20 protein-coding genes are annotated in these 23,519 nt (G+C 71.1%); 11 read left to right on the plus strand and 9 right to left on the minus strand.

What is annotated here, in order from left to right; all coding sequences use genetic code 11:
* Positions 1-10 precede the first annotated feature (10 nt).
* Complete coding sequence (locus IE94_RS0125955; RefSeq protein WP_030188781.1) at positions 11-967, plus strand: bifunctional riboflavin kinase/FAD synthetase; 957 nt, start codon at positions 11-13, stop codon at positions 965-967.
* On the opposite strand, the gene IE94_RS0125960 is transcribed toward IE94_RS0125955, so the two are convergent.
* The 6 genes from IE94_RS0125960 to IE94_RS0125985 form a co-directional block, all read right to left on the minus strand.
* Positions 939-2,003, minus strand: coding sequence for an ABC transporter ATP-binding protein (locus IE94_RS0125960; protein WP_030188782.1), 1,065 nt, complete (start codon positions 2,001-2,003; stop codon positions 939-941). The genes IE94_RS0125955 and IE94_RS0125960 overlap by 29 nt on opposite strands.
* Positions 2,000-3,313, minus strand: a complete 1,314-nt coding sequence (locus tag IE94_RS0125965) for an ABC transporter ATP-binding protein (protein ID WP_078606590.1) — start codon at positions 3,311-3,313, stop codon at positions 2,000-2,002. The genes IE94_RS0125960 and IE94_RS0125965 overlap by 4 nt, the downstream gene beginning before the upstream one ends.
* Positions 3,310-4,272: an ABC transporter permease gene (locus tag IE94_RS0125970; protein ID WP_030188792.1), complete on the minus strand. Its 963-nt coding sequence runs from the start codon at positions 4,270-4,272 to the stop codon at positions 3,310-3,312. The genes IE94_RS0125965 and IE94_RS0125970 overlap by 4 nt, the downstream gene beginning before the upstream one ends.
* The gene (locus IE94_RS0125975; protein ID WP_030188794.1) at positions 4,269-5,321 is read right to left on the minus strand and encodes an ABC transporter permease; all 1,053 of its coding nucleotides are present in this window, start codon (positions 5,319-5,321) and stop codon (positions 4,269-4,271) included. The genes IE94_RS0125970 and IE94_RS0125975 overlap by 4 nt, the downstream gene beginning before the upstream one ends.
* Positions 5,314-7,170 carry an ABC transporter substrate-binding protein gene (locus IE94_RS0125980; protein WP_030188797.1) on the minus strand — a complete coding sequence of 619 codons (1,857 nt, stop codon included), beginning with the start codon at positions 7,168-7,170 and terminating at the stop codon, positions 5,314-5,316. Before IE94_RS0125980 ends, IE94_RS0125975 begins: the two co-directional genes overlap by 8 nt.
* A 303-nt stretch (positions 7,171-7,473) precedes the next feature.
* Entirely contained in the window at positions 7,474-10,431 is a 2,958-nt protein-coding gene (locus IE94_RS0125985) for an SCO5717 family growth-regulating ATPase (RefSeq protein ID WP_030188800.1), read from the minus strand.
* Between the two features lie 343 nt (positions 10,432-10,774).
* On the opposite strand from IE94_RS0125985, the gene IE94_RS36065 reads away from it, so the two are divergent.
* Both IE94_RS36065 and IE94_RS41270 read left to right on the plus strand, forming a co-directional pair.
* Complete coding sequence (locus IE94_RS36065) at positions 10,775-11,806, plus strand: outer membrane protein assembly factor BamB family protein (protein WP_245235312.1); 1,032 nt, start codon at positions 10,775-10,777, stop codon at positions 11,804-11,806.
* Positions 11,704-12,351: a hypothetical protein gene (locus IE94_RS41270; protein ID WP_245235313.1), complete on the plus strand. Its 648-nt coding sequence runs from the start codon at positions 11,704-11,706 to the stop codon at positions 12,349-12,351. Before IE94_RS36065 ends, IE94_RS41270 begins: the two co-directional genes overlap by 103 nt.
* A gap of 14 nt (positions 12,352-12,365) precedes the next feature.
* Here the strand turns inward: IE94_RS41270 and IE94_RS0125995 are convergent, their stop codons facing one another.
* Complete coding sequence (locus tag IE94_RS0125995) at positions 12,366-12,662, minus strand: DUF397 domain-containing protein (protein WP_030188802.1); 297 nt, start codon at positions 12,660-12,662, stop codon at positions 12,366-12,368.
* Between the two features lie 284 nt (positions 12,663-12,946).
* On the opposite strand from IE94_RS0125995, the gene rpsO reads away from it, so the two are divergent.
* The 5 genes from rpsO to IE94_RS0126020 all read left to right on the plus strand — a co-directional run bounded on the left by rpsO (position 12,947) and on the right by IE94_RS0126020 (position 18,372).
* A complete protein-coding gene (gene rpsO / locus IE94_RS0126000) occupies positions 12,947-13,234 on the plus strand; it encodes a 30S ribosomal protein S15 (protein WP_003973291.1) in 288 nt (95 codons plus the stop codon).
* A gap of 281 nt (positions 13,235-13,515) precedes the next feature.
* Positions 13,516-15,735 carry a polyribonucleotide nucleotidyltransferase gene (locus IE94_RS0126005; RefSeq protein WP_030188805.1) on the plus strand — a complete coding sequence of 740 codons (2,220 nt, stop codon included), beginning with the start codon at positions 13,516-13,518 and terminating at the stop codon, positions 15,733-15,735.
* Complete coding sequence (locus IE94_RS0126010) at positions 15,732-17,111, plus strand: M16 family metallopeptidase (RefSeq protein WP_030188807.1); 1,380 nt, start codon at positions 15,732-15,734, stop codon at positions 17,109-17,111. Before IE94_RS0126005 ends, IE94_RS0126010 begins: the two co-directional genes overlap by 4 nt.
* Before the next feature lie 39 nt (positions 17,112-17,150).
* On the plus strand, positions 17,151-17,903 hold the full coding sequence (gene dapB / locus IE94_RS0126015) for a 4-hydroxy-tetrahydrodipicolinate reductase (protein ID WP_030188809.1): 753 nt from the start codon (positions 17,151-17,153) through the stop codon (positions 17,901-17,903).
* Positions 17,904-17,916: 13 nt separating this feature from the next.
* The gene (locus IE94_RS0126020) at positions 17,917-18,372 is read left to right on the plus strand and encodes a tetratricopeptide repeat protein (protein WP_030188812.1); all 456 of its coding nucleotides are present in this window, start codon (positions 17,917-17,919) and stop codon (positions 18,370-18,372) included.
* A 76-nt stretch (positions 18,373-18,448) separates the two neighbouring features.
* On the opposite strand, the gene IE94_RS0126025 is transcribed toward IE94_RS0126020, so the two are convergent.
* On the minus strand, positions 18,449-19,006 hold the full coding sequence (locus IE94_RS0126025) for a membrane protein (protein ID WP_030188814.1): 558 nt from the start codon (positions 19,004-19,006) through the stop codon (positions 18,449-18,451).
* A gap of 117 nt (positions 19,007-19,123) precedes the next feature.
* Complete coding sequence (locus tag IE94_RS0126030) at positions 19,124-19,363, minus strand: membrane protein (RefSeq protein WP_030188817.1); 240 nt, start codon at positions 19,361-19,363, stop codon at positions 19,124-19,126.
* Between the two features lie 191 nt (positions 19,364-19,554).
* Between IE94_RS0126030 and thyX the strand changes: the two genes are divergently transcribed.
* From thyX to IE94_RS0126045, 3 genes are all read left to right on the plus strand, one after another.
* Positions 19,555-20,295, plus strand: coding sequence for an FAD-dependent thymidylate synthase (thyX, locus tag IE94_RS0126035; RefSeq protein ID WP_030188818.1), 741 nt, complete (start codon positions 19,555-19,557; stop codon positions 20,293-20,295).
* 219 nt (positions 20,296-20,514) lie between these two features.
* Positions 20,515-21,414: a 4-hydroxy-tetrahydrodipicolinate synthase gene (gene dapA / locus IE94_RS0126040; RefSeq protein WP_030188819.1), complete on the plus strand. Its 900-nt coding sequence runs from the start codon at positions 20,515-20,517 to the stop codon at positions 21,412-21,414.
* Positions 21,415-21,567: 153 nt separating this feature from the next.
* Positions 21,568-23,253 (plus strand): ribonuclease J, encoded by a 1,686-nt coding sequence (locus IE94_RS0126045; protein WP_030188821.1) that lies wholly within the window; start codon positions 21,568-21,570, stop codon positions 23,251-23,253.
* Positions 23,254-23,519 lie beyond the last annotated feature (266 nt).

Consider the following 23,519-nt stretch of genomic DNA (forward strand, 5'->3'; position numbering starts at 1 on the left):
AGCGGACACAGTGCAACGCTGGCGTGGCTTGGAGGACATCCCCGAGGACTGGGGACGCAGCGTCGTCACCATCGGCTCCTACGACGGCGTTCACCGCGGGCACCAGCTGATCATCAGGCACGCCGTGGACCGCGCCCGCGAGCTGGGCGTTCCGGCCGTCGTCGTCACCTTCGACCCGCATCCCAGCGAGGTCGTCCGTCCCGGCAGCCACCCGCCGCTGCTCGCCCCGCACCACCGCCGGGCCGAACTGATGGCGGACCTGGGCGTGGACGCGGTGCTGATCCTGCCCTTCACCAAGGAGTTCTCGAAGCTCTCCGCGGCCGACTTCGTGGTCAAGGTCCTGGTCGACCGGCTGCGCGCCAAGGCGGTCGTCGAGGGCCCCAACTTCCGCTTCGGCCACAAGGCCGCCGGGAACGTGGACTTCCTCACCGAGCAGGGCAAGGTCTACGACTTCGAGGTCGAGGTCGTCGACCTGTACGTCACCGGCGAGGCGGGCGGCGGCGAGCCGTTCTCCTCCACCCTGACCCGCCGCCTGGTCGCCGAGGGCGACGTGTCCGGCGCCGCGGAGATCCTCGGCCGGCCGCACAGGGTGGAGGGCGTGGTAGTGCGCGGCGCCCAGCGCGGCCGTGAGATGGGCTTCCCCACGGCCAACGTCGAGACCCTCCCGCACACCGCGATCCCGGCCGACGGCGTCTACGCCGGCTGGCTGCACGCCCAGGGCGAGGCGATGCCGGCCGCGATCTCCGTCGGCACCAACCCGCAGTTCGACGGCACCGAGCGCACGGTCGAGGCGTACGCCATCGACCGCGTGGGCCTGGAGCTGTACGGCCTGCACGTCGCCGTGGACTTCGTCGCCTTCGTACGCGGGCAGGCGAGGTTCGAGACGCTGGACGCGCTCCTGGAGCAGATGGCCGAGGACGTGGACAGGTGCCGCGAGATCACCGCGGCAAAGGCCCCGAGGCCCTGACGGCCGCCTCCGCCCGAGCCCAGTGGCAGGCGACCTGGGACTCGTCGCCGCCGCGCAGGATCTCCAGGTCCCCGGTCCGGCAGGCGTCGGCTACGCCGGCCCGTTCGGCCTCACCGCCCGCCAGGACCGGGCAGCGGACGTGGAAGCGGCAGCCGCCGGGGATGTACGAGGGGTCCGGCGGCTCGCCGGTGAGCACGACCGGGGCGCCGGGCGCCTCGGGCAGCACGGACAGCAGTGCCTGGGTGTAGGGGTGCCGAGGTGCCGTCAGCACCTGCTCCACCGGCCCGGTCTCGACGATCCGGCCGAGGTACATCACCGCGACCCGGTCGGCGATGTTCCAGGCCAGGCCCAGATCGTGGGTCACCACCAGCGCGGACAGGTCCAGCTCCGTGCGCAGCCGCAGCAGCAGCGCGAGGATCTCGCCGCGCACCGAGGCGTCGAGGGAGGCCACCGGTTCGTCGGCCACCAGCAGCTCGGGTCGCAGGACCAGCGCGCCCGCGATGACGACCCGCTGGCGCTGGCCCCCGGACAACTCGTGCGGGTAGCGCAGGAAGAACCGCTCCGGTGGTCGCAGCCCGGCACGCGACAGCGCCTCGGCGACCGCCGTCCGCTCGTCCCCGGCGTGGCCGTGGATGCGCAGGCCCTCGGCGACGATGTCGTACACCGTGTGGCGCGGGTTCAGCGATCCGCTCGGATCCTGGAGGACCAGCTGGGCTCGTCTGCGGTACGCCTTGAGGGCCCGCGCGGAGTACGTCAGGGGCGCGCCGTCGAAGGTGACGCGCCCCTCGGTCGGCCTGACCAGGCCGAGCAGCGCACGGGCGAGGGTCGTCTTGCCGCAGCCCGACTCGCCGACCAGCGCCACGATCTCGCCCCGCCGGATGTCGAGGTCGACCCCGTCCACGGCTCGCGCGTCGGCCGCCCCGCGCCTGCCGGGAAAGGTGACGCGCAGCCCCTGGACACGCAGCAACGGGGGTGTGGCACCGGCGGTGTCACCGGGTGCGCCGGTGGGTGTGCCGCTGGACGCGGTGCTGGTCATGGGGCACTGCTCCTCACTCCGTCGTCCTCCGCCGACGCGACCCCGCCGGGCTCGGTGTCGTTGCCGGGGGGCCGGGTGGTGCCGGTGGTGCCGGTGGTCTCGGTGGTGCCGCTGGTCTCGGTGGAGCCGGTGGTGCCGCTGGTCTCGGTGGTGCCGGGGGACCCGGTGGTGTCGGTGCTCCCGGTGGTGCCGGTGGTGCCGGTGGTGCGGGTTCCGGGGGGCTTCCCGCGTTCGGCGGGTCTCCCGCCCTCGTCGTGATTCCGGCGCCGGGGGACCGGGCCGTGGTCGTCGGCGGCCCCGTCCCGGTCAGGTGCCGCGTCCTCGGTGGGCGTCCCCTCGCCGCCCGGTGCTCCCGTGCCGTCCGTGCCCACGTGCACGCATGCCGCCCGGCGTCGCGTGCCCGCTTCCCGCAGGGGCTGGTCCTGGGTGGCACAGCGGTCCAGCGCGACCGGGCAGCGCGGATGGAACGCGCATCCGGACGGCACCGCCGCCGGGTCGGGCGGGTCGCCCGGCAGCCCGCGGGGTGCGAACCGCGAGGCAGGGTCCCCGATCGTCGGGAACGCCTCCGACAGCGCCCGGCCGTAGGGATGCCGGGCGTCCTCGTACACCTGCCGGGCCGGGCCCTCCTCGACCACCCGGCCCGCGTACATCACCGCCAGCCGGTCGCAGGTGTCGGCCAGCACCGCCAGGTCGTGGCTGATCATGATCAGGCCGACGTCCTGCTCGCCCACCAGGCCCTCGATCAGCCGCAGGATCTGCGCCTGGATCATCACGTCGAGCGCCGTGGTCGGCTCGTCGGCGACGATCAGCCGCGGGTCGCACGCCAGCGCCATCGCGATCATCACCCGCTGCCGCTGCCCACCGGACAGCTCGTGCGGGTACGCACTCGCCCGCGCGGCCGGCAGACCGACCTGCTCCAGCAGCTCCCCGGCCCGCCTGCGCGCCCCGCCCGGCGTGGCCCTGCCGTGCAGCAGGATCGGCTCGGCGATCTGGTCGCCGATGCGGTGGACGGCGTTCAGGGAGTGCATCGCGCCCTGGAAGACGATCGAGGCGCCGGCCCAGCGGACGGCCCGTACCCGGCCCCACTTCATCGTGAGCACGTCCTCGCCGTCCAGCAGCACCTCCCCGCCCACCCGGGCACCGGGCGGCAGCAGCCGCAGCAGCGCCAGGGCCAGGGTGGACTTGCCGCAGCCGGACTCGCCCGCGACGCCGAGCTTCTCGCCGGCCTCCAGGCGCAGGTCGACCCCGCGCACGGCGGCCGCACCGCCCGGATACGTCACCTTCAGGTCCCGGACCTCGAGCAGACTCAACGGGACACCCCCAGCCTGGGATTGAGAACGGCCTCCACCGCACGCCCGCACAGCGTGAACGCCAGCGCCACGACCGCGATCCCGATGCCCGGCGGCACCAGGTACCACCAGTCGCCGGAACTCACCGAGCCCGCCTCCCGCGCATCCTGCAACAGCCCGCCCCAGGACACGACCGCCGGGTCCCCGAGCCCGAGGAAGGCCAGGGTCGCCTCGGACAGGATCGCGGAGGAGATGATCAGCGTCGTCTGCGCGAGGATCAGCGGCATGACGTTGGGCAGCACGTGCCGGGACATGATGTGCCAGTGCCCGCCCCCGAGCGCCTTCGCCCGCTCGATGTAGGGCCGCGACTCGACCGCCAGCGTCTGCGCCCGCACCAGGCGCGCCGTGGTGGGCCAGGTGGTCACGCCGATCGCGAGCACGATGGTGCCGAGCGACCGGGACAGCACCGTCGCCAGCACGATCGCCAGCACCAGCGTCGGCATCACCAGGAACCAGTCCGTGATCCGCATCATCACCGTGGCGTACCAGCCGCGGAAGTGCCCGGCCGTGATCCCGATGAGCGCGCCGATCAGCACCGACAGCACCGCCGCGAGCAGTCCGACCAGGAGCGAGACGCGCGAGCCCCAGATCAGCAGCCCCAGCAGATTCCGCCCGAACTGGTCGGTGCCCAGCGGGAACCGGCCGCTCGGGCTCTCCAGCGGCTGCCCGGGCGCGTCGGTCACACTGTCCACGTCCGACCCGACGGTCAGCGGCGCGGTCAGCGCCACGAGCACGAACAGCACCAGCGCCGCCAGCCCGAACACCCCCGCGCGGTGCGTGCGGTACTCCCTCCAGAAGCGGGCGACGGAGGCACGGCGCCGCCGTCGGGCGAGCGCGCGCGGACCCGGCGCACCGGACTTCACCGGTGGGCCGGGCTTCACCGGCGGACCGGACGCGGATTCGGTGGTTTCGGCGGTCATCGGCCCACCCTCGGATCGAGCATCGGATACAACAGGTCGGCCAGGGTGTTCATCAGGATCACCGCGGCGGCGAAGACGAAGAACAGCCCCTGCACCAGCGGCAGATCGGGCACGCTCAGCGCCTGGTAGAAGAGTCCGCCGAGGCCCGGCCAGGAGAAGACCGTCTCGACGAGGATGACACCCGCCACGGTCCGCCCCAGATTGACGAAGACCAGCGTCACCGTCGGCAGCAGCGCGTTGGGCACGGCGTGCCGGCGCCGTACGAGGTCGTCCCTGAGCCCCTTGGCCCGCGCGGTGGTCAGATAGTCGCTGCCCATCTCGTCCAGCAGCGCCGACCGGGTGACCAGCAGCGTCTGCCCGTACTCCACCGCGACCAGCGTCACCACCGGCAGCACGAGATGGTGCGCCACGTCGAGCACCCGTGCGAGCCCCTCCTCGCGGCCCGACTCCATGCCCCCGGTCGGGAACAGCCCCGGGATCGGGTCCACCCCCACCGACAGCACGATGATGAGCAGCAGCCCCAGCCAGAAGGACGGGATGGAGTACAGCGTCAGAGCCAGACCGGTGTTGAGCCGGTCGCCGAGACCCCCGTGCCGCCACGCCGAGCGGGTGCCGAGGAAGGCGCCCAGCGCGGTGTAGAGCACGAAGGCCGTGCCCGTGAGCAGCAGGGTGTTCGGCAGCGCCTCGGTGATCTTGTCGACGACGGGCGCGTGGAACTGGTACGACGTGCCCAGGTCCCCGCTCAGCGCCTTGAGGCAGTAGTCCGTGAACTGCTCCCACAGCGGCAGGTCGAGCCCGAACTCCTCCTTGTACACCGCGAGTTGTTCGGCCGAGACCGGGCGGCCTCCGGTCATGAACTTCACCGGATCGCCGGGGATCAGCCGGAAGAGGAAGAAACTCGTGACGAGGACGGCGAACAGGGAGACCACCGCGCCCGCCAGCTTCCCCGCCACGTACCGCGGATAGGCGCTGCGGGTGCGCCCCCGCGGCGCCTCGGACGGACGCTTCCCGATCGCGGAGACGCTCGCGGAGCCGGTCGCGCTACTCACGGTCGTCGGCCGACGCCCGGCGGCGGACGGCGAAGAGCACCCCGAGACCGACGAGGACGACGACGCCCGCCACGATCCCGATCACGGTGCCGGTCGACGACGAACTCCCAGCGGATCCACCGGAGTCGGCGGGCACGGCCGACCACCAGCTCCAGTAGCCGTCCTGCCCGTAGATGTTGCCCGCGGCGGACGGCATCGTGGTGATCGACTTGATCTGGTCCGTGCGGTAGGCCTCGACCGCGTTCGGGTACGCCATGACGTTCATGTACCCGGTGTCGTAGAGCCGGGACTGCATCCGCTTGACGATCTCCGCCCGCTTGTCGGCGTCGTACTCGCCCAACTGCCGCGCGTACAGGCCGTCGTACTCCTTGTCGCAGATGAAGTTGTCGGTGGCCCCGGTGTCCTTCGGCGTCGCCGGGAGCGCCGCGCAGGTGTGGATCGAGAGCACGAAGTCGGGGTCGGGGTTGACGGACCAGCCGTCGAAGGCGAGGTCGTACTTGCCGGCCAGCCACGGATCGGTCACGTTGTCCAGGCAGTCGAGGGTGACGGAGATGCCCAGCTCGCCCCACCACTCCTGGAGGTACTTGCCGACCGCCTTGTCGTTCGGGTCGGTGGCGTGGCACAGGATCCGGTAGTCCAGCGGCTTGCCGTCCTTGCCGAGCCGCTTGCCGTCGGCGTTCGTCCGGTAGCCCGCCTCGTCGAGCAGCCGGGCGGCCTTCTGGGGATCGTGGGCCAGCTCCTGCCCGGCCGACGGCTCGAAGAAGTACGAGGAGAAGCGCGGCGGGATGTAGCCCGCCCCCTCGACCGCGTGGCCCTGGAACACCTTGTCGACGATCGCCTTGCGGTCCACCGCCATGAACAGCGCGTTGCGCACCCGCTGGTCCAGCAGCGAGGGGTCGCCGTCACCGAACTTCGTGCCGTCCTTCGCCCGCGCACCCGGGTTGGTGGCCAGGGCGTAGAAGCGGCGGCCGGGGGCGTCGTTGACCCGGATGTTCTCCTGGCCCTTGAGCGAGTCGGCCTGGGCCGGGGTCAGCGACGGCGACCCGGCGACGAACGACACCTCGCCCTTGCGCAGGGCGGCGACGGCGGCGTCCTGGTCCTTGTAGTACCGGAAGACCAGCTCGTCGAACTTCGGGGCGCCGCGCCAGAAGTCCTTGTTGGCCTTGAGCCGCACATAGCTGTCCGGCTTGTAGTCGGTGAGCACGAACGGGCCGTTGCCGACGACGGGGAAGTCCTTGTCGGTGTTGAACTTGGAGAAGTCGTCGACCTTCTCCCAGACGTGCTTGGGCACGATCGGCACGTCCAGCGCGGTCATCGTGGCCTGCGGCTTCTTCAGCCGGATCACCAGCTGGGTGGGGCTGGGCGCGGTGACCTTCTCGAAGTTGCCGACGAAGCTGCCGTTGGCGGTGGCGGCGCCCGGGTCGGTCATCATCGTGTTGAACGTCCACGCCGCGTCCTCGGCGGTGGCCTGCTCGCCGTCCGACCACTTGGAGTCGGAACGGATCGTGTACGTCCAGGTCAGCTTGTCCGGCGAGGACTTCCACTCGGTGGCGAGTCCCGGTATGACGTGGTTGTCCTTGGCGTCGTAGTTGGTCAGGTACTCGTACGTCAGCCGGTGGATGCTCGTACTGAGCAGCCGCACCGCCAGGAACGGGCTGAGCGAGTCGACGCTCTGCGCCACGGCGACGGTGAGCACCTTGTCACCCCCGTCGCCCTCCTTCGCCGAGACCGGGGGCGCGACCGCGCCCGACGCGAGGAGCAGCGCACCGGCGCCTGCTGCCGCGAGGAGACGGGCCCGCCACGGTCGGTGGGTGCTATGTCCGCTGCCGTGCTGATCGTGTCTGTTCATGACTACCTGACCTCGCGTCATCGCACGCGCAGACGCCGGGCGTCCTGGCGTGAGGCGGGCTTGAACGGTGGTGAACGCGGAATGAAGTGTGTGTCTACCAGCGGCAGTCTGCGCGCGTCAACGGTATGTCAAACCCCATGTGGCCTGCGGAAACGGTGTGTTGACCCATCCGTCACCCTCATTGGCGCAGACCACTGGCGCTTGCCTGGTGAGAGCGTGGCGGCTGGGGCGGACGTTGTCCTTCGCACACGCCCGAAGGCCCGCACCGTCGGGGACGGCGCGGGCCTTCGGGGGTGGGCGGAGCTACTGCTGGGGCGGGGGAGGAGGGGGATTCTGTCCCGGCTGCCCCGGCTGCCCCGGCTGCCCCGGCTGCCCCGGCTGCCCCGGCTGCCCCTGTTGTCCCTGCTGCCCCTGCGGGGGATATCCGTAGCCGGGCTGGGCGTAGGGCTGGCCGTAACCGGGCTGGGGATGCGGCGGCTGCTGACCCGGTCCGGGCTGCGGCGCGTACGGCTGCCCCGGCATCGGCGGCTGCGCGGGCATCTGCTGGCCCGGCATGGGCGGGGCGGCGACCGGCGGCGGGTTGCCGTCGGAGGTCCACAGGCCCTGCGCCTGCTGGTGGCGGACGAAGTCCTCGGCGACCATCGCCGCGAGGTTGAAGTACGCCTCCCGCACCTTCGGCCGCATCATGTCGAGGTCGACCTCGGCGCCGGCGGCCAGGTGCTCGTCGAACGGGACCACGACGACACCCCGGCACCGGGTCTGGAAGTGCCCCACGATGTCGTCGACCTTGATCATCTTGCCGGTCTCGCGGACCCCGGAGATGACCGTGATCGACCGGGAGACGAGGTCGGCGTACCCGTGCGCCGACAGCCAGTCCAGGGTCGTACTGGCGCTGCTCGCACCGTCCACGGACGGCGTCGAGATGATGATCAGCTGGTCGGCGAGGTCGAGCACACCGCGCATGGCGCTGTAGAGGAGACCGGTGCCCGAGTCGGTGAGGATGATCGGGTACTGCCGGCCGAGCACGTCGATCGCGCGCCGGTAGTCCTCGTCGTTGAAGGTCGTGGACACCGCCGGGTCGACGTCGTTGGCGATGATCTCCAGACCGGACGAGGTCTGCGAGGTGAACCGCCTGATGTCCATGTACGAGTTGAGGTACGGGATGGCCTGGACGAGGTCCCGGATGGTGGCCCCCGTCTCCCGGCGCACCCGGCGGCCGAGCGTACCGGCGTCCGGGTTGGCGTCGATCGCGAGGATCTTGTCCTGCCGCTCGGTGGCGAGCGTGGAGCCGAGCGCGGTGGTGGTGGTCGTCTTGCCGACACCGCCCTTGAGGCTGATCACCGCGATGCGGTAGCAGGACAGCACCGGCGTGCGGATCAGGTCCAGCTTCCGCTGCCGCTCGGCCTCCTCCTTCTTCCCGCCCAGCTTGAACCGTGACCCGCCGGCCGCCGGACGACTGCTCTTCGCCTTCTGCCGCTTGGTGTTGAGCAGCCGGTCGGACGACAGCTCCACGGCAGCCGTGTAACCGAGCGGCGCGGCCCCGGGGTTGGTGGGCTGCCGCTGGTCGTGCTGCATGGGCTGCGGCCAGGCGGCACCCAGCCGGGGATCGGCGGGCGGCTGCGGCTGCGGGTAGGGGTGCGGCTGCTGCGGGGCCTGCTGCTGGGGCGCCTGTTGCTGAGGGGGGAGGGGTTGGTACTCCGGCTGCGGCTGCGCCGGGTGCGCGGGCTGCTGCATCGGCTGAGGCGCTTGGGGCGCCTGGGGCGCTGCCTGCTGCGGAACTCCGGGATACGGCTGCTGCGCCGACGGCCCGTGCGGCGCCTGCGGGAAGCCGTATCCGGCGGGCTGGCCGGGGGAGGGGGGCTGGGGCTGCGCCTGGGGCTGAGGAGCCTGCGCACCGGGCTGCGGGAAGCCGTAACCGGTCTGGGGGGCGGGCGGCGGCGGGTTCCACGCCGCGGGCGCCGGCTGCGGAGCCTGCGGCTGGAAGGGCGGCTGCTGGGCCGGTACGCCCGGCTGCTCGGCGGACGCGGGCTGCGGTTGTAGGGGCCACTGGTGGGCGGGCGCGGGCGCGGCAGGCGGGTACGACGGAGGCAGCGGCGGCATTCCGTCCGGCGCCGGGGGCAGCGGCGCGTCCTGCGGCGCGGCGTCGGCGGGCACGGCGTCCTCGGGCTCGCCCCTCGCCGGGACACTGTCCTGGGGCTCGTCGGCAGCCTCGTCCGCGTCCTCGATGTCGTCCTCGTCCTCGTCCTCGTCCTCGGGATCGGGGTCGGGTACGGCGGTCAGGGCGACCGGCGCCGGCTCGGCGTCCCGAACCGGCCCTCCGTCGGAGACCTCCTCGGACCCGGAGTCAGCGTCGGAGTCGACGTCGACCTCGTCCTCGGTGTCGTCCGCGGCGGCCCGTTCGGCGATCTCACGCTTGAGGGCGAGGGCGGAGAAGCGCATGGTCGCGCCGCTCTCCAGGTCACCGTTGTCGAGATCGGCGATGTCGGGCTTGCTTTCGGGCTCGGGCTCGGGCTCGAGCGCGGGCTCTGGCTCTGGCTCTGTCTCAGCCACGCCCTCGGGTTCCTCGGCGCCCGACGGAGCGGGAGCCTGGAGCTGGAACCCGCCGGCCGGGAACGTCGGCAGGGCCGTGGGCGACGCGAGATCCGCAACGGGTGCCGGGTCGGCCTCGGGCTCCGGCTCGGGCGCCGGCGGCGCCGACTGCTGCGGCGGCGCGGACTGCGGCTCGAACCCGCTCCCCACCGGCAACCTGGGCACCCCGGCCGGCCCCCCGCTCGGCGGCGCGGGCGGCGTGAACGGCGCACCCGGCCCCGGCGGCGGAGGCGGCGTGAACGCGGCACCCGGAGCGGGCGCGGGAGGCGGAGGCGTGAAGGGAGCACCGGGGGCGGGAGCCGGAACGGCGGAAGGCCCGTTGGGCGTCGCGTGCGGCGGCGGGGTCAACCCCGGCAACGGCGGAACCGGACCCCGAGGAGCGGCCGGAGCGGGCGAAGCGGTCGGAGCAGGGGGAGCGGGCGAAGCGTTCGGAGCAGGTGGAGCAGGTGGAGCAGGCGGAGCAGCCGGAGTTGAGGGAGACGAGGAACCGGACGAACCGGCCCCCTCGCCCCCGCCCTCCCCACCGTCGCCGGACGCGTTCTGCGTGTACCAGGCGGGCGGCGCGTAGTCGATGGTGAACTCGCCGGTCGTCTCGACGGAGGACTCCGCGTCGGGTTGGTCATCGCCGGGTGTAGCCCAGCCCCCGCGGATCCCGTCCCGATCGCTGCTCACAGTTCCTCCTGGTGTGGTCGAGCACCCTCATGCCGTGCTGGGGCGACCCTTGCTTGTCATGTCGAAATGGTCCGAGGCCGTTCGAGGTCGTCCGATCCACCGGCTTTCCCCCTGAGACGCCGACGCCCCCTCCACAGGTTCTGGTGTCGCGCCCCACACCAGCCTAATCATCACGAGCCCCGCCCCGTCAGCCCCCGTCCCCGCACGGTGGACGACGGCGTCCGCCACCACCCACTCCTTTCGAGTGATCGTGTGCCCGGCACAGTTGGCGGTGATCTCCGTCTTCCGTCACAGGAATTCCTCGACAGCCGCAGGGACTCCGAGGAACAGGAAGAGGCCCCGAGTGAGCTTCGGCCCGCCCCCGTCCATGCCCCCGGGCCCCGCGGCCCCCGCGGAGCCGCCCCAGGGCCGGCACGGTCCCGATGGCGGCTCGGGCCCGGTCCGCAAGGGCCCCCGCGCGCTGCTCCTCGGACTCCTCCCGGTGGTCCTCGTCGGGGCGTTGGGCACCGGCGGCTGGTTGCTGTGGGGACGCGGCAGCGCGGACCCGAAGGCGTCCGGCACGGCGGGGACCGCGGTGCGACAAGGCCCGCTCGACGTCCGCGAGACGGTCGAGAAGCGGCCCGCGAGCACCACCGGAGACATGGCCTTCCGCTTCTCCGTGGACGACATGAAGCCCGGGGAGCACGTGGAGATGCCCGGCATGTGGGCCACGGACCGCATCCTCGCCAAGGGCATCAACAAGACGCTCGTCGGCCTGAGCATCGGCACCGACTCCGCGCCGGGCGACGAGAAGTGGCGGCTCGGACTCGACGGCCCGATCTGCGGCTACACCCGCCACGTCACCGGCCACCACCGCACCGCCGTCCCCTTCCGGGCGAACGACTGGGCGCAGGAGGCGTACTGCAACCAGGTCGCCTTCGTCGACCTCGACGACGGCAAGCTGGTCTGGGAGGGGCGCTTCCCCGTCTCCGAGTCCGGCCCCGAATCCGGCGAGGGCGCGGACCCCGCCAAGGACCGACCCGGTGTGACCCTCGCGCACGGCACGGTCGCCGTCACCTGGGGCGGCGGCACCGTCGGGTACGACATGGAGAAGGGCACCACCCGCTGGACCACGGCGGCCGCCGCCCCCTGCCAGGACATGGGCGCCGCCGGCGGCCGCGGACTGATCGTCCGGGAGAAGTGCTGGACCGGCTGCGACGACCTCCCCGCCGAATCCTGGAAGAACGTCACCCACAAACTGCGCAGGCTGGACCCGGCCACCGGCAAGCCCCTGTGGACGTACGCCGCCGCCGAGGGCATCCGCGGGCTCGACGTGCCCTCCACCGACCGGCGGTCATCGCCGTATCCGCCGGGGACTCCGAGATCACCGAGCTGATCTCGCTCGACGACCGGGGCCGCAACCGCGCCACCATCAGCCTCCGCGACGGCGCCTACGTCGCCGACTGCGCCCTCTCCGACCATCTGCTGATCGACGACTGCCCGACCATCGCCGTGGGGAAGGACCAGGTCTTCATCCGCAGCAAGGACCAGCTGGAAAAGCAGACGTCCAACCGGATTATCGGCTTCGACCTCGCCACCGGGAACACCACCAAGAAGTTCGACTCCGGTCCGGGCGCACTGCTCTACCCGGTGCGCATGAGCGGCGACCGGCTCCCCGCCCTGCGCCTGAGCGACGACCACATCACGCCGAACGCGCTGGTCGCCCTGGACCCGCGGACGGACGAGGAGGTGCCGTACCTCTATTTCGGGCTGCCGAGCGAGGCGCAGACGATGACACTGCCGGACGAGAACGACATCGTGGTCCAGAACGGGCGCCTCTTCTTCGGGGTCAGGGCCGCGGACGGCCCCGCCGAGGCCAAGGGCAAGCAGTGGAGCTACCTCGTGCTCGGCACCGGCGGCGGCACACCGCGAAAGCCCTGACCGGAGCGCCTGCGCTACTCGACGTCGCCCCCGGAGCGTTCCGCGGCGGGCTCCAGGTCGAATTCCCCGTCCCGCGCACCGAGCACGAACGCCCGCCACTCCGCCTCCGTGTACCGCAGCACGGTGTCGTGGTCGAGCGAGGACCGCATGGCGACGGCACCGTCCGGGAGGTAGGCGATCTCGACCCGTTCCTCATGGGACTCGGTGCCGGGCGCGCTGTGCCATTCGACGCCGGAGATGTCGAGGGCGTAGAGCTCGTCCCGCTCCCGGTCCTTGCGTGCTCGGAGTTCCTGGTCCTCGGCCTCGGCCATGGCAGCTTGGGTCCTTCCTGCTGTGCCAACGAACTGTGCGGTCACCATACTTGCCCCCGTTCTTCCAGGTCAGCGGTTCACCGATGTGGGCACCGGTACGGGGGACGGGCGGAGGGGTCCCTACGGGCTGGTAAGCTGTGTGACGGCCGTTTGTGTACGCGCCCCCGGAGCCGCGAGCCCTGGAGGTCGCGCCCAGCGGATCCCCGCCTTCCGAGTCATGGAAGACCCCCCGAGACGCAGACCGGGGGCACTCGGTGGCCAGTCACAGACCAAGAGGAGTACGCGTGTCGCTCGACGCCGCAGTGAAGAAGCAGATCATCACCGAGTTCGGTACCAAGGAGGGCGACACCGGCTCCCCCGAGGTCCAGGTCGCTCTGCTGTCCCGTCGGATCTCCGACCTGACCGAGCACCTCAAGACCCACAAGCACGACCACCACTCCCGTCGTGGTCTGCTCATCCTGGTCGGTCAGCGCCGCCGGCTGCTGCAGTACCTCGCCAAGAAGGACATCCAGCGCTTCCGTGCGCTGGTCGAGCGCCTCGGCATCCGCCGCGGCGCGGCGGGCGCCCGCTAGCACGCCGTGAAGGGAGCGGTTCCCAACCAAAGGGGGCCGCTCCCTTTGCTGTACGTGCGCGCTGTCGCCGCCCCTTTGTAGTGTGGTAACAGAACACAAGACGCACGAGGAGAAGCGGACCTCACCGCCGCCGCCGGTCCTCGGTAGTGGCCCCCGGGGGCAGATCCCCGGGTGCTTCGATCGAAGACCGGCCCGCATTGCACGGAACGCTTCTCCGGCACCGTCCCCTCCGCCACACGGGCGGGGCGGACAAAAGACGACAAGCATCGGAGAAATCACTAGTGGAGAACGAGACCCACTACGCCGAAGCCGTGATCGACAACGGCACCTTCGGCACCCGCACCATCCGCTTCGAGACGGGCCGCCTGGCCCGTCAGGCCGCCGGTTCCGCCGTGGCGTACCTGGACGACGACACCATGGTGCTGTCGGCCACCAGCGCCTCGAAGAACCCGAAGGACCAGCTCGACTTCTTCCCGCTCACGGTGGACGTCGAGGAGCGGATGTACGCCGCCGGCAAGATCCCCGGCAGCTTCTTCCGTCGTGAGGGCCGGCCCTCCGAGGACGCCGTCCTCACCTGCCGCCTGATCGACCGCCCGCTGCGCCCGTCCTTCAAGAAGGGCCTGCGCAACGAGATCCAGGTCGTGGCCACGGTCATGGCCCTCAACCCCGACCACCTGTACGACGTCGTGGCGATCAACGCCGCCTCCGCGTCGACGCAGCTGGCCGGCCTGCCCTTCTCCGGCCCGATCGGCGGCGTCCGCGTCGCGCTGATCCGCGGCCAGTGGGTGGCCTTCCCGACGCACACCGAGCTCGAGGACGCCGTCTTCGACATGGTCGTCGCGGGCCGTGTCCTGGAGGACGGCGACGTCGCGATCATGATGGTCGAGGCCGAGGCCACCGAGAAGACCATCAAGCTGGTCGAGGGCGGCGCCGAGGCGCCCACCGAGGAGGTCGTCGCCGCCGGTCTCGAGGCCGCGAAGCCCTTCATCAAGGTGCTCTGCCGCGCCCAGGCCGACCTCGCCGCCAAGGCCGCCAAGCCGACCGGCGAGTTCCCGATCTTCCTGGACTACCAGGACGACGTCCTGGAGGCGCTGACCGGCGCGGTCAAGCCCGAGCTGAGCCAGGCGCTCACCATCGCCGGCAAGCAGGAGCGCGAGGCCGAGCTGGACCGCGTCAAGGGGCTCGCCGCCGAGAAGCTGCTCCCGCAGTTCGAGGGCCGCGAGAAGGAGATCTCCGCCGCGTACCGTTCGCTGACCAAGTCCCTGGTCCGCGAGCGCGTCATCAAGGAGAAGAAGCGCATCGACGGCCGCGGTGTGACCGACATCCGCACCCTGGCCGCCGAGGTCGAGGCCATCCCGCGCGTGCACGGCTCCGCCCTGTTCGAGCGTGGCGAGACCCAGATCCTGGGCGTCACCACCCTGAACATGCTCCGCATGGAGCAGCAGCTGGACACCCTCTCCCCGGTGACCCGCAAGCGCTACATGCACAACTACAACTTCCCGCCGTACTCCGTCGGCGAGACCGGCCGCGTCGGCTCCCCCAAGCGCCGCGAGATCGGCCACGGCGCGCTCGCCGAGCGCGCGATCGTGCCGGTGCTGCCGACGCGCGAGGAGTTCCCCTACGCGATCCGCCAGGTGTCCGAGGCCCTCGGTTCCAACGGCTCGACGTCCATGGGCTCCGTCTGCGCCTCCACCATGTCGCTGCTGAACGCCGGTGTGCCGCTGAAGGCCCCCGTCGCCGGTATCGCCATGGGCCTGATCTCCCAGGAGATCAACGGCGAGACGCACTACGTCGCCCTCACCGACATCCTCGGTGCGGAGGACGCCTTCGGCGACATGGACTTCAAGGTCGCCGGCACCAAGGAGTTCGTGACCGCCCTCCAGCTCGACACCAAGCTGGACGGCATCCCCGCCTCCGTCCTGGCCGCCGCCCTCAAGCAGGCCCGTGACGCCCGCCTCCACATCCTCGACGTGATGATGGAAGCGATCGACACGCCGGACGAGATGTCCCCGAACGCGCCGCGGATCATCACCGTGAAGATCCCCGTCGACAAGATCGGTGAGGTCATCGGCCCCAAGGGCAAGATGATCAACCAGATCCAGGAGGACACGGGCGCCGACATCACGATCGAGGACGACGGCACGATCTACATCGGTGCCGCCGACGGCCCGGCCGCCGAGGCCGCCCGCGCCACGATCAACGGCATCGCCAACCCGACCATGCCCGAGGTCGGCGAGCGCTACCTGGGCACGGTCGTCAAGACGACCACCTTCGGCGCGTTCGTCTCCCTGCTGCCCGGCAAGGACGGTCTGCTGCACATCTCGCAGATCCGCAAGCTCGCCGGCGGCAAGCGCGTGGAGAACGTCGAGGACGTCCTCGGCGTGGGCCAGAAGGTCCAGGTCGAGATCGCCGAGATCGACTCCCGCGGCAAGCTCTCCCTGATCCCCGTGATCGAGGGCGAGGAAGGCAGCGAAGAGAAGAAGGACGACGCCGACCAGTGACGTCCCGTAGCGCCAAGGCGACGGCCCGCACCTCCTCGGAGGCGCGGGCCGTCGCCCGTACCCAAACGCTCATCAAGGGCGAGCACGGCATCGGCACGGTCCGCAGGACGACCCTTCCCGGCGGTCTGCGCGTCGTCACCGAGACCCTGCCCTCGGTCCGCTCGGCGACCTTCGGCATCTGGGCCCACGTCGGCTCCCGCGACGAGACCCCCGCGCTGAACGGCGCCACCCACTACCTGGAACACCTGCTCTTCAAGGGCACCCGCAAGCGCAGCGCCCTGGACATCTCCTCCGCCCTCGACGCGGTCGGCGGCGAGATGAACGCGTTCACGGCGAAGGAGTACACGTGCTACTACGCGCGCGTGCTCGACACCGACCTGCCGCTCGCCATCGACGTGGTCTGCGACATGCTGACCGGCTCGCTGATCCAGGAGGAGGACGTCGACGTCGAGCGCGGGGCCATCCTCGAAGAGATCGCGATGACCGAGGACGACCCCGGCGACTGCGTGCACGACCTGTTCGCGCACACCATGTTCGGCGACACCGCGCTGGGCCGTCCCGTCCTCGGCACCGTCGACACGGTCAACGCCCTCACCGCCGACCGCATCCGCCGCTTCTACAAGAAGCACTACGACCCCACCCACCTGGTGGTCGCCGCGGCCGGCAACGTCGACCACAACAAGGTCGTACGCCAGGTCCGCGCCGCCTTCGAGAAGGCCGGCGCCTTCCGGGACCCCGCGGCCGAGCCCATCGCCCCGCGCGACGGCCGGCGCACCCTCCGCACCGCCGGCCGCGTCGAGCTGATCGGCCGCAAGACCGAGCAGGCCCACGTCATCCTCGGCATGCCGGGCCTGGCCCGCACCGACGAGCGCCGGTGGGCCATGGGCGTGCTCAACACCGCCCTCGGCGGCGGCATGTCCTCCCGCCTCTTCCAGGAGGTCCGGGAGAAGCGCGGGCTGGCCTACAGCGTGTACTCGTACACCTCGGGCTTCGCCGACTGCGGCCTCTTCGGCGTGTACGCGGGCTGCCGCCCCTCGCAGGTGCACGACGTGCTCAAGATCTGCCGCGACGAGCTGGACCACGTCGCCGAGCACGGCCTCACGGACGACGAGATCGGCCGTGCCGTCGGCCAGCTCCAGGGCTCCACGGTCCTCGGCCTGGAGGACACGGGCGCGCTGATGAACCGTATCGGCAAGAGCGAGCTGTGCTGGGGAGAGCAGATGTCGGTCGACGACATGCTGGCCCGGATAGCCTCGGTCACGCCGGACGACGTCCGCGCCGTTGCCCGCGACCTCCTGGGCCGTCGGCCGTCCCTGTCGGTCATCGGCCCGCTCAAGGACAAGCAGGCGTCCCGGCTGCACGACGCCGTCGCCTGACGGTCCCGTTCCGAGAAGTTCGAGAAGGAAGCATGTGACATGAGCAAGCTGCGCGTGGCCGTCCTCGGCGCCAAGGGCCGGATCGGCTCCGAGGCGGTACGGGCGGTCGAGGCCGCCGAGGACATGGAGCTGGTCGCCGCCCTCGGCCGGGGCGACGGCCTGGAGGCGCTGGCCGAGTCCGGCGCCCAGGTCGCCGTCGAGCTGACCACCCCCGCCTCGGTGATGGACAACCTCGAGTACTGCGTACGCCACGGCATCCACGCCGTCGTCGGCACCACCGGCTGGACCGACGAGCGCCTCGCACAGCTGAACACCTGGCTCGACGCCTCCCCGGGGACCGGCGTGCTCATCGCGCCGAACTTCTCCATCGGCGCCGTGCTGACCATGAAGTTCGCGCAGATCGCCGCCCCGTACTTCGAGTCCGTCGAGGTCGTCGAGCTGCACCACCCGAACAAGGTGGACGCCCCCAGCGGCACCGCCACCCGCACCGCCCAGCTGATCGCCCGGGCCCGGCAGAAGGCAGGCTCCGCACCGGCGCCCGACGCCACTGCCACCGCCCTGGACGGCGCCCGCGGCGCGGACGTCGACGGGGTCCCGGTACACGCGGTCCGGCTGCGCGGCCTGCTCGCCCACCAGGAGGTCCTGCTCGGCGCCGAGGGCGAGACCCTCACCGTCCGGCACGACTCCCTGCACCACAGCAGCTTCATGCCGGGCATCCTGCTGGGCGCCCGCCGGGTGGTCACCACCCCGGGCCTCACCTTCGGCCTGGAACACTTCCTGGACCTGAACTGAGACCCTCACCCTGATGCGCGCGAAGATCACCTACCTCGTCACGGCCGCCGTCCTGGTCTTCTACTTCGTCCTGGTCGGCAGCCGAGGCGTGCTGCTCATCAAGACCGGCACCCTGCTCACCGTCACCTTCGGCGTCGCGGTGCTGATCCTGCCGGTGATCGGCCTGTGGTTCCTCTGGAAGAACACCCAGTTCGTGCGCCGGGCCAACCAGCTGGCCGCCGAACTCGACGCCGAGGGCGGACTCCCCGTCGACGAGCTGAAACGCACCCCCAGCGGCCGGGTCGACCGGGAATCCGCCGACGAGGTCTTCGCCCTGCGCAAGGCCGAGACGGAGGACAGCCCCGGCGACTGGCGCACCTGGTTCCGCCTCGCCGTCGCCTACCACGACGCCCGCGACACCCCGCGCGCCCGCAAGGCGATGCAGCGGGCGATCGCCCTGCACGACGGCAAGCAGGTCGAGGCCGCCTGAGCCGACCCGACCGAACGCCGGGGCCCGGACCGCAGCTGTGCGGTCCGGGCCCCGGCGTCTCGACCCTCGGGTGCCGTCAGCGGCCCCGTCGGTACTCGTCGGCCCACGCCTCCACCGCGTCGGCCGCCCGGTTGAAGGCGCCGTCGCGGGCGAGGAAGTCGGAGGTGTGCGTGGTCAGCAGCGGGGCCATGGGCTCCGCCGACCGGCCCTGCCGCACCAGCAGCAGCGCCTGCCCCTGCACCGTGCGCGGCAGTCCCAGCCAGCGCACCGGCTGCTGCACCGTGCGCAGGCTGGCGACCTGCTGCCAGGCCACCGTGCGCGTGGTGAAGAAGGCCACCTGTCGCACTCCGTGCGCGCTCACCCACGCGCCCATGCGCAGCATCCGCAGGGCGCAGAGGATGACGACGACCGCGATACCGAAGACCACCCCCGCGGAGGACGGCCCGCCCGTCGCCGCGATGATGACCGCCGCGAACAGGACGAACGAGGCGAGCAGCAGCAGGAGGGCCGACGCCCCCACCCGCCACGGCCCCGGCCGGTAGGGCCGGCGCCACTGGTCGCGGTCGTCGTAAGGAAGCGCGACGTCGTCGGCCGTGTCAAAGGCGCGGTCGGCCGTCAGGAAGGGCAGGGGCACGGCTGGTCCTCACTCGTTCCAAGGCAGGTGTTGTGCCCGGTGAGGCTACCGACCTGTGTCTCCGGTCACCACCCTCGGGGGTCCGGACGGAGTCCGGGCCGGCCGCGCCCGAGGCGCCTAGCGGCCCTCGGACGCCTGCGACGGCTGCTTGTGCGAGGAAGGCTGGTCGGCCGACAGGGCGGGCGTCCCGATCACCAGGGAGCCCACGAGACCGGCGACGACGGTGACACCGAGGAGCCAGCGCCCGGCCAGTTGGCCGAAGGACGCCCGCTCACGCGGCGGGGGTGTGACATTGCTGCGGAACCTGTCGGCCTCGGCGACGAAGGCGAACGGTACGGGTTCACGCCGGCGGATCATAGGGACTGCGTCTCCCTTCAGGGACTGGAATGAAGTGCTGTTACTCATACAGACGAACGAACGGCCCTCCAGGTGCCCTGTTTCACCGACTTCATTGCGGCACGGCACCGATCGCCCGATTCGGCGGGCCGCGACCCCGCCGCCGTAGAGTGGCCCCCGCCAAGTGACGAGATGGGAAGGCCCACCACACCGTGACCGACACCCCCGCCGACGATCTCAAGATCGACCTCCGCAGCGACATCACCGTCGAGCTGGTCAAGAGCGCCGCGACCGACTCCGACGTGCTGTTCGCCGCCCGTGTCTCGACCGCCGGGGAGCAGTCCCTGGACGAGCTGAAGAAGGACCCGGAGCGCTCCAAGGGCCTGATCAACTACCTGATGCGGGACCGGCACGGCAGCCCGTTCGAGCACAACTCGATGACCTTCTTCGTCAGCGCCCCGATCTTCGTCTTCCGGGAGTTCATGCGGCACCGCGTCGGCTGGTCCTACAACGAGGAGTCGGGCCGCTACCGGGAGCTCCAGCCGGTCTTCTACGTGCCGGACGCCTCCCGCAAGCTGGTGCAGCAGGGCCGCCCCGGCAAGTACGTCTTCGTCGAGGGCACCCCGGAGCAGCACGAGCTGGTCGGCGGCGCGATGGAGGACTCCTACCGCCAGGCCTACGCGACCTACCAGCGGATGCTCGCCGCCGGCGTGGCCCGCGAGGTGGCCCGCGCGGTGCTCCCCGTCGGCCTGTACTCGTCGATGTACGCCACCTGCAACGCGCGCTCGCTGATGCACTTCCTGGGACTGCGCACCCAGCACGAACTGGCGAAGGTGCCCTCGTTCCCGCAGCGGGAGATCGAGATGGTCGGCGAGAGGATGGAGGCGGAGTGGGCCCGCCTCATGCCGCTCACCCACGCCGCCTTCAACGCCAACGGCCGCGTGGCGCCGTAACGGCCCCGGCCCCCGGGTCGGCCCGGCCGGGTACAGATGTACGGTTCAACCATCCGAAGTGTCCGGATTGCGGCGTTCGGAGAAGTTCATCTAGCCTGATCAAAGGGACCCGGCACTGCCTGAACCCCCGAGCAGGCAGTGCCGGGCTCCACTTCCGTTCCGACCTGCCGCCTCCCCCGAGGGCAGACCCCGCCCTGAGCAACGAGTAGCGTGTAACCCATGGCTCCGACCTCCACTCCGCAGACCCCCTTCGGGCGGGTCCTCACCGCCATGGTCACGCCCTTCACGGCGGACGGCGCGCTCGACCTCGACGGCGCCCAGCGGCTCGCCACCCACCTGGTGGACTCAGGCAACGACGGCCTGATCGTCAACGGCACCACCGGCGAGTCCCCCACCACCAGCGACGCGGAGAAAGCGGACCTCGTACGAGCCGTCCTGGAGGCCGTCGGCGACCGGGCGCACGTCGTCGCCGGAGTCGGTACCAACAACACCCAGCACAGCATCGAGCTGGCCCGCGCCGCCGAGCAGATCGGCGCCCACGGCCTGCTGCTGGTCACGCCCTACTACAACAAGCCCCCGCAGGAGGGCCTGTACCAGCACTTCACGGCCATCGCCGACGCCAGCCGGCTCCCGGTCATGCTCTACGACATCCCCGGCCGCAGCGGCGTCCCGATCAACACCGAGACCCTGGTCCGCCTCGCGGAGCACCCGCGGATCGTCGCCAACAAGGACGCCAAGGGCGACCTTGGCCGGGCCGGCTGGGCCATCGCGCGCTCCGGCCTCGCCTGGTACTCCGGCGACGACATGCTGAACCTGCCGCTGCTCTCCGTGGGCGCGGTCGGCTTCGTCTCCGTCGTCGGCCACGTCGTCACCCCCGAGCTGCGCGCCATGGTGGACGCCTTCGTCTCGGGTGACGTCCAGAAGGCCCTGGAGATCCACCAGAAGCTGCTCCCGGTGTTCACCGGCATGTTCCGCACCCAGGGCGTCATGACCACCAAGGCCGCGCTCGCCCTCCAGGGGTTGCCCGCCGGACCGCTGCGCGCTCCCATGGTCGGCCTCACGCCCGAGGAAACCGAGCAGCTCAAGATCGATCTTGCCGCCGGCGGGGTACAGCTCTGACATCAGACTTCGCACCACCGCACGACCGGACGGACTTCACAACTGAATAGGCGGGCCACCGGTGCCCGCACCCCATACGACAACTGCTTCTGCACGAACGTCACGCGCGCCACGTGCCCACCGGTACGTGGCGCGCGTGGTGAGGAGAGTCTTTTGAGTCATCCGCATCCTGAACTGGGCCGGCCCCCGGCGCTTCCCAAGGGCGGCCTCCGGGTCACGCCCCTCGGCGGCCTCGGCGAAATCGGCCGCAACATGACGGTCTTCGAATACGGCGGCCGTCTGCTGATCGTCGACTGCGGCGTGCTCTTCCCCGAGGAGGAGCAGCCCGGCATCGACCTGATCCTGCCGGACTTCACGTCCATCCGGGACCGCCTCGACGACATCGAGGGCATCGTCCTGACCCACGGCCACGAGGACCACATCGGCGGCGTCCCCTTCCTCCTCCGCGAGAAGCCGGACATCCCGCTGATCGGCTCCAAGCTGACCCTCGCGCTCATCGAGGCCAAGCTCCAGGAGCACCGCATCCGCCCGTACACCCTCGAGGTGGCGGAGGGGCACCGCGAACGCGTCGGCCCCTTCGACTGCGAGTTCGTCGCGGTCAACCACTCCATCCCGGACGCGCTGGCCGTCGCCATCCGCACCCCCGCGGGCATGGTCGTCCACACCGGCGACTTCAAGATGGACCAGCTTCCGCTGGACGGCCGCCTCACGGACCTGCACGCGTTCGCCCGGCTCAGCGAGGAGGGCATCGACCTGCTCCTCGCCGACTCGACCAACGCCGAGGTACCGGGCTTCGTCCCGCCCGAGCGCGACATCTCCAACGTCCTGCGCCAGGTCTTCGCCAGCGCCCGCAAGCGCATCATCGTGGCGAGCTTCGCCAGCCACGTCCATCGCATCCAGCAGATCCTGGACGCGGCGCACGAGTACGGCCGCAGGGTCGCCTTCGTCGGCCGCTCCATGGTCCGCAACATGGGCATCGCGAGAGACCTCGGCTACCTGAAGGTGCCGCCGGGCCTGGTGGTCGACGTCAAGACGCTCGACGACCTGCCCGACAGCGAGGTCGTCCTGGTCTGCACGGGTTCCCAGGGCGAACCGATGGCCGCCCTGTCCCGCATGGCCAACCGCGACCACCAGATCCGCATCGTCAACGGCGACACGGTGATCCTGGCCTCGTCCCTCATCCCGGGCAACGAGAACGCGGTGTACCGGGTGATCAACGGCCTGACCCGCTGGGGCGCCAACGTCGTCCACAAGGGCAACGCCAAGGTCCACGTCTCGGGTCACGCCTCGGCCGGCGAGCTGCTGTACTTCTACAACATCTGCCGCCCGAAGAACCTGATGCCGGTCCACGGCGAATGGCGCCACCTGCGGGCCAACGCCGAGTTGGGCGCCCTCACCGGCGTCCCGCACGACCGCATCGTCATCGCCGAGGACGGCGTGGTCGTCGACCTCGTCGAGGGCAAGGCGAAGATCTCCGGCAAGGTGCAGGCGGGGTACGTCTACGTCGACGGGCTCTCGGTCGGCGACGTCGGCGAACCGGCCCTCAAGGACCGCAAGATCCTCGGGGACGAGGGCATCATCTCGGTCTTCGTGGTCATGGACTCCTCCACCGGCAAGATCACCGGTGGGCCGCACGTCCAGGCCCGCGGCTCGGGCATCGAGGACTCGGCCTTCGCCGCGGTGCTCCCCAAGATCACCGAAACGCTGGAGCGGTCGGCCCAGGACGGAGTCGTCGAGCCGCACCAGCTCCAGCAGCTGATCCGCAGGACCCTCGGCAAGTGGGTCTCGGACACCTACCGACGCCGGCCGATGATCCTGCCTGTCGTCGTGGAGGTCTGACGGACCGTCGGACCACCGACGGCCTCAACCTGGAGCGGGGCGCCCCGATTTGCATCGGGGCGCCCCGCTCCAGTACGTTTACATCTCCGCTCGGACGGGCACCCGATCACTTCGTGGTTCGGAGCCGCCCCGGGAGGGTGGAAATTCCGACTCAGAATCTCTGATAAAGTCGGAACCGCCGGAAAGGGAAACGCGGAAGCGGGAACCTGGAAAGCACCGAGGAAATCGGATCGGAAAGATCTGATAGAGTCGGAAACGCAAGACCG

The sequence above is a fragment of the Streptomyces violaceorubidus genome (assembly GCF_000717995.1).
Lineage (GTDB): Bacteria > Actinomycetota > Actinomycetes > Streptomycetales > Streptomycetaceae > Streptomyces > Streptomyces violaceorubidus.

Bases quoted from the DNA above. Each gene is read 5' to 3' on its own strand.
- IE94_RS0125960 (WP_030188782.1), bottom strand. From the start codon at position 2,003: ATGACCAGCACCGCGTCCAGCGGCACACCCACCGGCGCACCCGGTGAC.
- IE94_RS0125970 (WP_030188792.1), bottom strand. From the start codon at position 4,272: ATGACCGCCGAAACCACCGAATCCGCGTCCGGTCCGCCGGTGAAGCCC.
- IE94_RS0125980 (WP_030188797.1), bottom strand. From the start codon at position 7,170: ATGAACAGACACGATCAGCACGGCAGCGGACATAGCACCCACCGACCG.
- IE94_RS0125995 (WP_030188802.1), bottom strand. From the start codon at position 12,662: ATGGCCGAGGCCGAGGACCAGGAACTCCGAGCACGCAAGGACCGGGAG.
- dapB (WP_030188809.1), top strand. From the start codon at position 17,151: ATGAGCAAGCTGCGCGTGGCCGTCCTCGGCGCCAAGGGCCGGATCGGC.
- IE94_RS0126020 (WP_030188812.1), top strand. From the start codon at position 17,917: ATGCGCGCGAAGATCACCTACCTCGTCACGGCCGCCGTCCTGGTCTTC.
- IE94_RS0126030 (WP_030188817.1), bottom strand. From the start codon at position 19,363: ATGATCCGCCGGCGTGAACCCGTACCGTTCGCCTTCGTCGCCGAGGCC.
- dapA (WP_030188819.1), top strand. From the start codon at position 20,515: ATGGCTCCGACCTCCACTCCGCAGACCCCCTTCGGGCGGGTCCTCACC.